Below are 11,614 nucleotides of genomic sequence, written 5' to 3'. Positions count from 1 at the left end.
CTTCATTTCCCAGCACCCTGCCCGCCGAAACAGGGGGAGGGGTGATGCGCAGGCTCATCATCGGCTTGACGGCTGCCGGCATTCTGGCTGGCGCGATGCCCGCGGTCGCGCAGGACGAGATCATCGTCACCGCAGTGCGCAAGCTCGTTCGCGACGATGACGAGGATCGCCCCGTCGAGAAACCCGTGCTCACCCCCGCCGCGGTCCAGATGCTGCGCCGCACCGCCGACTTCGCCGTCCAGCAGGTGGTCGTGGTAAGCGACACGGTCGAGGAGGAGGAAGCGCGCAAAGAGGTTCAGGCGATGACCCGCAAGGCGATCGACCTGTCCGCCGGATCCGGCGTGCAGCTCGCGAGCGGCGAGATCGTCGTCGAGCCGCTGAACGCCGGCAACTACAAGGACCTCGCGATCGAGGAGATCGACGAGGACGAGATCAGCGGCGAGGCGGTGAAGTTCCTCGTCAAGGTGCCGCTCGCGCCCGGCATCGACGCCAAGGCCGCGCTCGCCCGCATCGACAAGTTCGTCAAGGCGGTCCCCGCCGCCGGCCGCGCCCAAATGAAGGCGTATAGCGAGCTGACCCTGTCGGTCGTCGACCCCGAGCAGTATCGCGGGGCGATCATCGATCTGGTGGCCAAGGACACCGCCGCTACCAGCGGGCGCTTTGGCACCGGCTATGGGGTCGAGGTCACCGGGCTCGACAAGCCGGTGCAATGGAAGCGCGCGAGCTTGACCGAGGTGCAGTTGTTCCTGCCCTCGAACAGCACCATGCGGCCGAAGAACTGAGCGCGAGGGGAGAACAGTCATGCGGACCGCATCCAAAGTCCTGCTCGTCCTCACCCTGGCTGCGAGCGCCGCGCCTGCGCTGGCACAGGAGATGATCGTCACCGCTGCCCGCCGCGCGCCCGGCAACTATGGCGGGGTCGTCGACTTTAGCGGCGTGATCCCCGCGCAACGCCCGATCATTCACCTCAAGCGCACTGCCGATTACGTCGTGCAGCAAGTGTGGATCGCGGGCGACACGCGCGAAGCGGCGAAGCGCAAGGAGGAGCTCGAGGCGACGCTGCGCAATGCAATCGGCAGCGCGGGCAAGGCGGGAGTCGAGCTCGCCACCGGCGACTATGTGGTCGAGCCGCTGACGCTGACCAACTACAAGAACCTCACCTATGTCGGCGACGGCCGGCCCGATACCTCGCGCGCGCTCTTCCTGGTCAAGGTGCGGCTGACGCCCGGCATGGATATCGGTGCAGCGAAGGCCCAGATCACCCGCTTCGTCACGGCGGTGACAAAGGCCGGGCGCACGTCGATGGCGGCGACCGGCGAGCCGACGCTGAGCGTGGTCAATCCGGATCAGTATCGCGGCGCGATCATCGACCTGATTGCCGCCGATGCCGCGGCGCAGGCGGCGAAGTTCGGGCCGGGCTATGGCGTGGACGTGATCGGGCTCGACCGGCCGGTGGAATGGGCGCGCGCGGGCGCGACCGAAGTGTTCCTGTTCCTTCCCGCGGCCTATACGGTGCGCTCGAAGCAATAGCGGCGGCGCGGTCAGCAGCCCGTCTGGCGCATCACGTCGGCGAACATGACGCGCGCGACGAGGGCGCGGCGCTCGTCCTCGATGTCGAGCGCGGCACGCGAGAGGTGCGCAGGATCGGTGGTCTGCGCGAGGATCGTTCGCGCCATCTGGTTGGCCGCCGCCAGCGCCTCGCCGATGTCGTGCAGCTCGCGCCGCTGGTCGGCGGGGCAGGGCGGCGTGTCGCGGCGATGGAAGTAATAGAGCGGCATCGGACCGGCCGGGCGGCGACCCTCCTCAGCGGGCTGCGGGGCGCAGTCCTGCCGGTAGGTAAAACCCCGATCGAAACGGGTTGGTTCCGGCGGGGACCTCAGCTTCGCAGCCGCATCAACCCTTCCTGTGCGGTGCTCGCGACGAGCCGTCCGTCGCGGGTGAAGATCTTGCCGCGGTTGAACCCGCGCGCATGGCCGGCCCAGGGACTGTCGGTGGCGTAGAGCAGCCAGTCGTCGGCGCGGAACGGCTCGTGCAGCCACACCGCATGGTCGAGGCTCGCGGTCTGGAAGTTGGGGGTCAGCCAGGTGAGGCCGTGCGGCAGCAGCGCCGTGCCGAGCAGCGACATGTCCGAGGCGTAGGACAGCACCGCGCGGTGCATTGCCGGGTCATCAGGCAAGGGGGCGATCGCGCGGAACCAGCTGTGCCAGACCGGCGGCATCTTTTCCGGATTGATCCAGTCGCGCGGCGTGACCGGCCGGATCTCGATCGGACGGCGGCGCAGGAAGAAGGGGCGCATGCCTTCGGGGATCTCGCCGATCTTCTCGCGGCGCAGCTCCTGCTCGGAGCGCAGGTCCTCGGGCGGCGGCACGTCGGGCATCGCGTCCTGGTGGTGGAGCCCGCCCTCCTCGCGCTGGAACGAGGCGGTCATGTTGAGGATCGGCACGCCGCGCTGCATCGCGATCACGCGGCGGTTGGCGAAGCTGCCGCCGTCGAAGTCGCGCACCACGCGATAGGTGATCGGATGATCCTCGTTCCCCGGCCGCATGAAATAGGCGTGGAGCGAGTGCGCGGCCTTGCCCTCGACCGAGCGTTGCGCCGCCTGCAGCCCCTGCGCGATCACCTGCCCGCCGAACACGCGCCCGCGCCCGCCCGGCTGGCGGTGGCCGCGATAGAGATCGGCATCGAGCTCCTCGACGTCGAGCAGCGTCAGCAGCTCGGCGACGATCTCCGCATCGGTGCGGCGGGGTTTGGGTTCCGCGTCGTCCGCCATCAGTAGCCGCTTGCCCTCGCCAGCTGGTCGGCATGGAAATTGGCGTCGCCGAACATCTCCGCCAGCACGCGGCCGCGCTTCATGTAGAAGCCGATGTCGAATTCGTCGGTCATGCCGATGCCGCCATGCATCTGCACCCCTTCCTGCACCGCGAGCGTCGAGGCAAGCCCCGCCATCGCCTTGGCGACCGACACGGCTTCGGCCGCCCTGGCGTCGCCCGCATCCAGCAATTGCTGCGCCTTGAGCACCGCCGCGCGCGCGACCTCCAGCTCCGCATAGAGATGCGCCGCACGATGCTGCAGCGCCTGGAAGCTGCCGATGAGGACGCCGAACTGCTTGCGTTCCTTGAGATATTGGACGGTCATGTCCATCGCCCCGCCGCCGACGCCGAGCGATTCCGCCGCGGCGCCGGTGCGTCCGGCGGCGAGGAGGGCGTCGAGAACGGCGCGGCCGCCATCGACCTCGCCGATCACCGCGTCGGCATCGACCTCGACGTTCTCGAAGGTGACGCGCGACGCGAGGCTGGAGTCGGCGAGGCGTTGGGGGTCCGCGGTAAGCCCCGCGGTATCCTTCGGCACCGCGAACAAGGTGACGCCCGCGTCGTCCTCGGGCGCCCCGGCGGTGCGCGCGGCGACGATCAGCAGGTCGGCGACATGACCGTGGGTGACGAACTGCTTGGCGCCCGAGAGGCGGAAGCCGTTGCCCGAACGCTCGGCCTTCATGCCGATGGCATTGCCGTGCTTCGCCTTCTCGTCGATCGCCAGTGCGGCGACGGTCTCGCCCGCGAGGATGCCGGGGAACCAGCGCTCGCGCTGCGCGCTCCCTTTGAGCGCTTCGACCGCCGCGACCGCCGTGGCCAGGAACGGGGAGGGCGAGAGGTTGCGGCCGATTTCCTCGAGCACCACGCCCGCCTCGACATGGCCGAGGCCGAGGCCGCCGTCGCTCTCCGGGATCAGAATGCCGGTGAAGCCCATCTCGGCAAACTGCTTCCACAGATCGCGCGAAAAGCCGGTGGCGTCGTCGGCATCACGCAGCGCACGCATGTGCGAAACCGGCGCGGCCTCGCCCACGAATTGCTGCGCAGCATCGCGGAGCATGGTCTGTTCGTCGTTGAGGTAGAGGGGCATTTTCTTGCTCCGTCGCCCCGGCGAAAGCCGGGGCCGCTAGGTGGTGGAGTGCGACGTGGCGGCCCCGGCCTGCGCCGGGGCGACGATCTTCACGACGGCAATTCCAAAATCCGCTTGGCGATAATGTTGAGCTGGACCTCGCTCGTCCCGCCCTCGATCGAATTCGCCTTGGTACGCAGCCAGGCGCGCGGCGCGGCGCCGTTGTTCGAGGCCTCGCTCTCCCATTCGAGCGAGTCCGATCCGCCGGCGGCCATCTCCAGCTCATGCCGCGCCTTGTTCAGCTCGGTCCCGTAATATTTCATCATGCTCGGCTGCGCGGGATGCGCGCGGCCGGCCTTGAGCTCGTCGAGGAAGCGTTCCGACATCGCCGCGAAAGCGCGGGCGCGCACCTCGTGCAGCGCGATCTGGCCGCGCAGCAGCGGGTCGGCGAGGCGGCCATCGGCATCGAGGCCCATCTGCGCGACGGTGTTGCCGATCAGCGTCCCGCCGCTCGACAGGCCAAGCCCCATGCCCGAGATCATCTCGCGCTCATGCCCGAGCAGATATTTGGCGACGTCCCAGCCCTTGTTGAGCTCGCCGACCAGGTTGGCCTTGGGCACCTTCACATCGTCGAAGAAGGTCTCGCAGAAGGGCGAATAGCCGCTGATCAGGAGGATCGGCTTGGTCGACACGCCGGGCGAGGCCATGTCGAACAGCAGGAAGCTGATCCCGGCCTGCTTCACGCTCTTGTCGGTGCGGACCAGGCAGAAGATCCAGTCGGCCTTGTCGGCATAGCTGGTCCACACCTTCTGGCCGTTGACCAGGAAGTGATCGCCCATGTCTTCCGCGGACGTGGCGAGCGCGGCGAGGTCGCTGCCGGCATTGGGTTCCGAATAGCCCTGGCACCAGCGGATCTCGCCGCGCGCGATCCTGGGGAGGTGCTCGAGCTTCTGTTCCTCGTTGCCGTACTTCAGCAGCGCCGGGCCGAGCATCGAGATGCCGAACGAGCTGAGCGGGTTGCGGCAGCCGAGCGCGCGCATTTCCTCGCGCAGGATCTTGCTCTCCGCCGGGGATAGGCCGCCGCCGCCATAGGCTTTGGGCCAGTCGGGCACGGTCCAGCCGCGTGCGGCCATCCGGTCCATCCATGTCTTTTGATCGGGAGTGAGTGCCGATTGGTCGCGCCCGCCCCACACAGTGTCCTTCTCGCTGCGCACCGGCTCGCGCATCGATGCGGGGCAGTTCGCCTCCAGCCAGGCGCGCGTCTCGGCGCGGAAGGTGTCGAGGTCACTCATGGCAGCACTCCGTGGAGAAGATCGGCGATCGCGATGGCGCGATGGTCGTCGCGGTAACCGGTGATCACCTGCAGGCCGACGGGCATGCCATCGGCATCGGTTCCGGCGGGGAAGGCGGTGGCGGGGAGGCCGGGATAGGTGGCCAGCCCGGCCCAGACGAGCTGCGCGTCGTAGGACGTGTCCTGCCCGTCCACGGTCAGGCGCCGCTCGTTGTAGGGATCGTCGCGGTGGGGGAAGGCGGTGACGACGTTGGCGGGGGTGACCACCGCGTCGAATTCATCGAACAGCCGGCCCCAGGCGCGGCGGTTGCGGGCCTGCGCGTCGAGCAGGTCGAACCAGCCGGCGAGGCTGGCGGTCTGGCCGCCGGGGCCGGGGGCGCCGCGCGCGAAGGTGATCGCCAGCATCTTGCAATAGGCGCGATGCTGCGCAGCGAGATCGGGAAGCAGGTCGCTCGACCGGGCGATATCGATGTCCGCGCGGCGCGCAGTGGCTTCGAGCCGGTCCACCGCCCCCCGGATCGCCGCATCGGTCGGTGCGGCGGGATGACGGTCGAGCAGCAGCAGGCGCTTGCTGCGCAAGATATCTACCGGGCGCGGCGGCGGCGCATCCGCCAGCACGTCGAGGATCGCGGCAAGGTCTGCGGCATCGCGCGCCATCGGCCCGACCACGCCCAGCGGCGACGGCGCGCCGTCGGTGCCGGGGAAACGGTGGCCGTAGCTGTCGACCAGCTCATAGCTCGGCTTGTGCCCCCACACCCCGCAAAAGGCGGCGGGAACGCGGATCGATCCGCCGATGTCGGAGCCGATCTCGATCGGCACGAAGCCGGCCGCCAACGCCGCCGCCGATCCGCCCGAGGACCCGCCCGCGGTGCGGCCGGGATCGACGGGATTGTTGGTGCGGCCATAGACGGGATTGTCGGACTGCCAGTCGGCAAGGCCGGGCGCGACGTTGGTCTTGCCCAGGATCACCGCGCCCGCCGCCTTGATCCGCTGCACCACCACCGCGTCACTCGTCGCGATGTTGCCGCTGGCGTGCGCGAGGCCCCAGCTGGTCGGCAGCCCGGCGACGTCGAATGCTTCCTTGACCGTCATCGGCACGCCGAGGAACGGCAGCCGCTCGCCGCGCGCGACCGCTCCGTCGGCCCGGTCGGCAGCCTCCAGCGCACGATCGAAGTCGCGCACGACCACCGCATTGATCGCCCCGTCGCCCGCCGCGATCCGCGCGATCGCCAGCTCGCATTGCTCGCGCGCACTGGTCTCGCCGCGCGCGATGGCTGCGGCGATGTCCAGCGCGGTCGCCCCGGCCCATGCGTCGGTTGTACGCGGTGCCGGGGCGGCGAGGTCAGCCATTGAACTTCCCGCCGCTCTCGGCCTTCTCGCGGAGCAGCTTCGAGATCTCGAAGCCGTGCTTCTCCAGCCCCGCGACGATCGTCTTGAGGCCCACCGTGTCGGCCCAGAACATCGGCCCGCCGCGATAGGGCGGCCAGCCATAGCCATAGATCCACACGACATCGATGTCCGACGCGCGCTGGGCCATGCCCTCCTCCAGGATCTTCGCACCCTCGTTGACCATCGTGTAGAAGGTGCGCTCGATAATCTCCTCGTCGGTCACCTCATGCTGCGGGGTGCCAGTCTTCTTGCGGAACTCCTCGATGATCTCGGCGACGCGCGGGCTGGGCGAGGGATTGCGCTTGTCGTCATAGTCGTAGAAGCCGGCCTTGGTCTTCTGGCCCCAGCGGTTCTCGGCGGCGAGCGCGTCGCGGATATTCTCGATCCGGGTGGGATCGCGGTGCCAGCCGATGTCGACACCAGCAAGATCGCTCATCTGGAACGGGCCCATCGGCATGCCGAACTCGACGTGCACCTTGTCGACCTGCATCGGCGTCGCGCCCTCGTGGAGCAGCTTCATCGCCTCCATCTGGCGCGGGATCAGCATGCGGTTGCCGATGAAGCCGTAACAGACGCCTGCAACGACAGCGACCTTCTTGATCTTCTTGGCGAGGTCCATGACCGTCGCCAGCACGTCCTTGTCGGTCTTGGCGCCGCGCACGACCTCGAGCAGCTTCATGACGTTGGCGGGCGAGAAGAAGTGCATGCCGACCACGTCGCCCGGGCGGCTGGTCGCCGCCGCGATCTCGTCGATGCTGAGATAGCTGGTGTTGGACGCCAGGATCGCGCCCGGCTTGGCGATCTTGTCGAGCTTGCCGAAGATGTCCTTCTTGACGTCCATATTCTCGTACACGGCCTCGATGATGAGGTCGCAATCGGCGAGGTCTTCAAGGTTGAGGGTGGGCTTCAAGAGTCCCATCGCGCCCTCGACCTGCGCGGCGGTCATCCGGCCCTTGGCGGCGCTGCCTTCATAGTTCTTGCGCATCACGCCGGTGCCGCGGTCGAGCGCTTCCTGCTGCATCTCAGCGATCGTCACCGGGATCCCGGCCGACAGGAAATTCATCGAAATGCCGCCGCCCATCGTGCCGGCGCCGATCACGCCGACGCGCTTGATCGGGCGGAGCCTGGTGTCCTCGGGCACGTCGTCGATCTTCGCGGCCTTGCGCTCGGCGAAGAAGATGTGGCGCAGCGCCGCACTCTGCGCGCCCATGATCAGCTTCATGAAGCCCATGCGCTCGCGCTGCACGCCCTCGGCATAGGGCTTGCCGGCGGTCTCCTCGATCACCGCGATGATCTCGGCGGGGGCGTCCATGTTGCGGAAGCGCTTGGCGTTGGTCTTACGGAATTCGTCGAACACGCCCGGCTCGACCGTCACCGGCATCTCGCTGGTGCGGGGCAGGGGGCGCGCGTCCGCCACTTCGCGGGCATAGGCGACCGCGTCGGCGGTCAGGCTGTCCTCGCCCGCCAGGCGATTGACCAGGCCCGCATCCTTGGCGACCTGCGCCGGGACCGGATCGCCCTTCGTCGCCAGCTCGAGCGCGAACGCCACGCCCGCGACGCGCGGCAGCCGCTGGGTGCCGCCCGCGCCGGGCAGGATGCCGAGCTTGACCTCGGGCAGGCCGAACTTCGCCGAGGGCACGGCGATGCGGTAATGGCACGCCAGCGCGACCTCGCATCCGCCGCCGAGCGCGGTGCCGTGGACCGCGGCGATCACGGGCTTCGCGCTCGCCTCAATCGCATCGACTAGCACCGGGAGCGAGGGCTCCTGCATCGGCTTGCCGAATTCGGTGATGTCGGCGCCCGCGAAGAAGGTGCGCCCGTCGCAACGGATCACCGCCGCCTTGAGGCTGTCGTCGCCCGCGAGCTCCGCGATCGCGGCTGCGAGACCCTGCCGCACCGCCGCGCCGAGCGCGTTCACCGGCGGGTTGTTCGAAGTGATGACGAGGATGTCGCCTTGGCGTTCGGTGGTGATGGGGCCGGTCATTGCTCTTCCTTCTTTTGTCGTCATTCCCGCGGAGCGGGATCCATGGTCGCTGGCGCCGCGGCTACTGCCGAAAACGTCAGCCCTCCCGCCTGCGCGGGAATGATGGGTGGAGGGCGTCGAAGCCGGTACCGGCAGGCGGTGCGAAGTGCGCGGCGTCCATACCCCTAATTCGAATCCTCGTTCCCGGCGGCTCGCTCCGCCTGTCGCTTCCCTATTGCGTTTGGCAACGTATGAATCAAGAATAACCTGAAGGCGGCGCGGCGGAAATGCCAAACCGCACATTCTACAAAGCTGGAGAGATGCACGTGGCCGCCGAACCGATCATCCCGCTCGACCCGTCATGGCCGAAGATGACGCTAGGGCAGGCACAGGCGCTGATGACCGCGCCGGGTCAGCCGCTCGAGATGGAGGAGGTCGCGATTCGCGGCGTGCCGACCCGGGTGTGGAAGAACGCGCCGCCCAATCTCGCCGCGCTGATCCAGCTGTCGCGCACGCATGGCGAGCGGCTGTTCACGATCCATGAGGACGAGCGCGTCAGCTTCGAGGCGAATTTCCGCGCCGTCGCGCATCTCGCGACGAAGCTGCGCGAGATGGGGGTGAAGAAGGGCGATCGTGTTGCGCTGGCGATGCGCAACCTGCCCGAATGGCCGGTGATCTTCTTCGCCGCGGTCAGCATCGGTGCGATCCTGGTGCCGCTCAATGCGTGGTGGACGGGCGGCGAGCTCGAATATGGCCTCGCCGATTCAGGCAGCAGCGTGCTGTTCACCGATGGCCAGCGCTACGAGCGGATCGCGCCGCACCTCGCCGCGCTTCCCGGCTTGCGCCGCATCGTCGTCAGCCGCGCGCGGGGTGAGCTACCCGCGGCTACGCTGCAGCTGGAGTCGCTGATCGGCGCACCCGCGGACTGGGCGGCGCTGCCCGACCTGCCGCTCCCCGCCGATCCCGAGCTGGCGCCCGAGGACGACGCGACGATCTTCTACACCAGCGGCACCACCGGCAATCCCAAGGGCGCGCTCGGCACGCACCGCAACCTCGCCACCAACATCATGTCGAGCGCCTATTGCGCCGCGCGCGCCTATCTGCGGCGGGGCGAGATGCCGCCGGCGCCGCAGCCGCGCGTCGGCCTGCTGGTGATCCCGCTGTTCCATGTCACCGCCTGCTCCGCCAGCCTGATGGGTGCGATGGCCGCCGGGCACACGCTCGTCTTCATGCGCAAATGGGATCCGGCCGAGGCGATGGCGATCATCGAGCGCGAGAAGGTCAACCTGACCGGCGGCGTGCCGACCATCGCGTGGCAGCTGCTCGAGCATCCCGACCGCCACAAATATGACCTCTCCAGCCTCGAATCGATCGCCTATGGCGGCGCGCCGTCGGCGCCCGAGCTGGTCAAGCGCATCTATACCGAATTCGGCGCGCTGCCCGGCAATGGCTGGGGGATGACCGAGACGATGGCGACGGTCACCCAGCATGGGGGGGAGGATTATCTCAACCGCCCGACCAGCGCCGGCCCGCCCGTGCCGGTGGCGGAGCTCAAGATCGTCGACCCGGAGGGCGCGCGCGAGTTGCCGGCCGGCGAGGTCGGCGAGCTGTGGGCGAGGGGCCCGATGATCGTGAAGGGCTATTGGAACCAGCCCGGGGCGAGTGCCGAGACCTTCATCGACGGCTGGGTGCGGACCGGCGACCTCGCCAGGATCGATGAGGAAGGGTTCCTGTTCATCGTCGACCGCGCCAAGGACATCGTCATCCGCGGCGGCGAGAATATCTATTCGTCCGAGGTCGAGGACGTGCTCTACGCGCACCCCGCGGTGACCGACGCGGCGCTGATCGGCATCCCCCACAAGACGCTGGGCGAGGAGCCGGTGGCGGTGGTCCACCTCGCCCCCGGCACGCATGCCAGCGAGGCCGAGCTTCAGGCCTGGGTGCGCGAACGGCTGGCGGGCTTCAAGGTGCCGGTGGCGGTGCGCTTCGTGAAGGACACGCTGCCGCGCAACGCCAATGGCAAGATCATGAAGAAGGACTTGAAGGCGCTGTTCGCGGATCAGGAAGCGGCATAATCTTCTCGCCCGAATCGCTCGCGGGGCATTCGTCCGCGACGAACGGAAGGAGGACATGGCCAGGACCTGGTTCATCACGGGAGCGTCGAGCGGCTTCGGGCGGGCGCTGGCCGAGGCGGCGCTGGCACGTGGCGATAGTGCCGTGCTTGCCGCGCGGCGCGGCGATGCGCTGCGTGCGCTTGCCGAGGGGCATGGCGAGCGGGCGCTTCCCGTCACGCTCGACGTCACCGACGAGACCTCGAGGCGCGCCGCGATCGCCGCGGCGCTGGATCGCTTCGGCCGCGTCGACGTGCTCGCCAACATCGCCGGGCGCGGATCGCTCGGCGCCGCGGAGGAATTCGCGCCCGACCAGCTGCGCGACCAGATGGAGGTCAATTTCTTCGGCCCGGTCGAGCTGACGCGGGCGTTGCTGCCGGCGATGCGCGGCCAGCGAAGCGGCCATATCCTCAACCTCACCAGCATCGGCGGGCTGATCTCGATGGGTGGTTTTTCCGTCTATTGCGCGTCGAAGTTCGCGCTCGAGGGCTGGAGCGAAGCGCTGCGCGACGAGGTGAGGCCGCTCGGCATTCATGTGACCATCGTCGAGCCTGGCGCTTTCCGCACCGAATTCGCCGGCGATGCGAACATGCGGCCCGTGGAGAGGCTCGACGCCTATCGCGGCGTGATCGATCCGATCGAAGCCTATCTCTACGGTGGCGACGGCGAGCAGCCGGGTGACCCGGCGCGGGCGGCGGCGGCGATGATCGCCGTAGTCGAGAGCGACGATCCGCCGCTCCGGCTGATGCTGGGTGCCGATGCGCTGGCGGGGTGGGAAGCGAAGCGTGCGGTGGTCGACACCGATGTCGCGGCGTGGCGCGCGGTGGGCGAGGCAACGGCCTTCCCGGATGCCGAGATACGTCCGATCGGCGGGCGTGAAGGTTAGAGTTTGATCCATCTGCAACGTCAGGGATACGCTGCCGCGCAATGCCAATGACAAGATCATGAAGAGGGATCTGAAGGGGTTGTTCGCGGAGGAAGCGA

At 68.5% G+C, this 11,614-nt stretch carries 10 protein-coding genes; 4 read left to right on the top strand and 6 right to left on the bottom strand.

Going from position 1 to position 11,614, the window contains the following annotated elements:
• Positions 1-44: 44 nt before the first annotated feature.
• Entirely contained in the window at positions 45-782 is a 738-nt protein-coding gene (locus OK349_RS06075) for a TonB-dependent receptor (protein ID WP_265116919.1), read from the top strand.
• A gap of 19 nt (positions 783-801) precedes the next feature.
• Positions 802-1,530 (top strand): TonB-dependent receptor, encoded by a 729-nt coding sequence (locus tag OK349_RS06070; RefSeq protein WP_265116918.1) that lies wholly within the window; start codon positions 802-804, stop codon positions 1,528-1,530.
• A gap of 11 nt (positions 1,531-1,541) precedes the next feature.
• On the opposite strand, the gene OK349_RS06065 is transcribed toward OK349_RS06070, so the two are convergent.
• The 6 genes from OK349_RS06065 to OK349_RS06040 all read right to left on the bottom strand — a co-directional run bounded on the left by OK349_RS06065 (position 1,542) and on the right by OK349_RS06040 (position 8,540).
• Positions 1,542-1,778: a DUF6894 family protein gene (locus tag OK349_RS06065; protein WP_265116917.1), complete on the bottom strand. Its 237-nt coding sequence runs from the start codon at positions 1,776-1,778 to the stop codon at positions 1,542-1,544.
• A gap of 98 nt (positions 1,779-1,876) precedes the next feature.
• The gene (locus OK349_RS06060) at positions 1,877-2,770 is read right to left on the bottom strand and encodes an acyl-CoA thioesterase (RefSeq protein ID WP_265116916.1); all 894 of its coding nucleotides are present in this window, start codon (positions 2,768-2,770) and stop codon (positions 1,877-1,879) included.
• Entirely contained in the window at positions 2,770-3,897 is a 1,128-nt protein-coding gene (locus tag OK349_RS06055) for an acyl-CoA dehydrogenase family protein (RefSeq protein ID WP_265116915.1), read from the bottom strand. The genes OK349_RS06060 and OK349_RS06055 overlap by 1 nt, the downstream gene beginning before the upstream one ends.
• A gap of 89 nt (positions 3,898-3,986) precedes the next feature.
• Positions 3,987-5,168, bottom strand: a complete 1,182-nt coding sequence (locus OK349_RS06050) for an acyl-CoA dehydrogenase family protein (protein WP_265116914.1) — start codon at positions 5,166-5,168, stop codon at positions 3,987-3,989.
• Positions 5,165-6,517 carry an amidase family protein gene (locus tag OK349_RS06045; protein ID WP_265116913.1) on the bottom strand — a complete coding sequence of 451 codons (1,353 nt, stop codon included), beginning with the start codon at positions 6,515-6,517 and terminating at the stop codon, positions 5,165-5,167. The genes OK349_RS06050 and OK349_RS06045 overlap by 4 nt, the downstream gene beginning before the upstream one ends.
• Entirely contained in the window at positions 6,510-8,540 is a 2,031-nt protein-coding gene (locus OK349_RS06040) for a 3-hydroxyacyl-CoA dehydrogenase NAD-binding domain-containing protein (protein ID WP_265116912.1), read from the bottom strand. Before OK349_RS06040 ends, OK349_RS06045 begins: the two co-directional genes overlap by 8 nt.
• A 299-nt stretch (positions 8,541-8,839) precedes the next feature.
• Between OK349_RS06040 and OK349_RS06035 the strand changes: the two genes are divergently transcribed.
• Positions 8,840-10,594 (top strand): class I adenylate-forming enzyme family protein, encoded by a 1,755-nt coding sequence (locus OK349_RS06035; protein WP_265118548.1) that lies wholly within the window; start codon positions 8,840-8,842, stop codon positions 10,592-10,594.
• 55 nt (positions 10,595-10,649) lie between these two features.
• Positions 10,650-11,516: an oxidoreductase gene (locus tag OK349_RS06030; RefSeq protein ID WP_265116911.1), complete on the top strand. Its 867-nt coding sequence runs from the start codon at positions 10,650-10,652 to the stop codon at positions 11,514-11,516.
• Positions 11,517-11,614 lie beyond the last annotated feature (98 nt).

It is taken from the genome of Sphingomonas sp. BT-65 (assembly GCF_026107375.2).
In the GTDB taxonomy this organism is placed as follows: Bacteria; Pseudomonadota; Alphaproteobacteria; order Sphingomonadales; family Sphingomonadaceae; genus Sphingomonas.
Note: the sequence above shows the minus strand (reverse complement) of the source record. Positions and strands in the feature narration are given on the sequence as shown.

Coding starts and splice junctions, on each gene's coding strand:
- OK349_RS06075 (WP_265116919.1), top strand. CDS start 45: ATGCGCAGGCTCATCATCGGCTTGACGGCTGCCGGCATTCTGGCTGGC.
- OK349_RS06030 (WP_265116911.1), top strand. CDS start 10,650: ATGGCCAGGACCTGGTTCATCACGGGAGCGTCGAGCGGCTTCGGGCGG.
- OK349_RS06040 (WP_265116912.1), bottom strand. CDS start 8,540: ATGACCGGCCCCATCACCACCGAACGCCAAGGCGACATCCTCGTCATC.
- OK349_RS06065 (WP_265116917.1), bottom strand. CDS start 1,778: ATGCCGCTCTATTACTTCCATCGCCGCGACACGCCGCCCTGCCCCGCC.
- OK349_RS06070 (WP_265116918.1), top strand. CDS start 802: ATGCGGACCGCATCCAAAGTCCTGCTCGTCCTCACCCTGGCTGCGAGC.
- OK349_RS06060 (WP_265116916.1), bottom strand. CDS start 2,770: ATGGCGGACGACGCGGAACCCAAACCCCGCCGCACCGATGCGGAGATC.
- OK349_RS06050 (WP_265116914.1), bottom strand. CDS start 5,168: ATGAGTGACCTCGACACCTTCCGCGCCGAGACGCGCGCCTGGCTGGAG.
- OK349_RS06035 (WP_265118548.1), top strand. CDS start 8,840: ATGCACGTGGCCGCCGAACCGATCATCCCGCTCGACCCGTCATGGCCG.
- OK349_RS06055 (WP_265116915.1), bottom strand. CDS start 3,897: ATGCCCCTCTACCTCAACGACGAACAGACCATGCTCCGCGATGCTGCG.
- OK349_RS06045 (WP_265116913.1), bottom strand. CDS start 6,517: ATGGCTGACCTCGCCGCCCCGGCACCGCGTACAACCGACGCATGGGCC.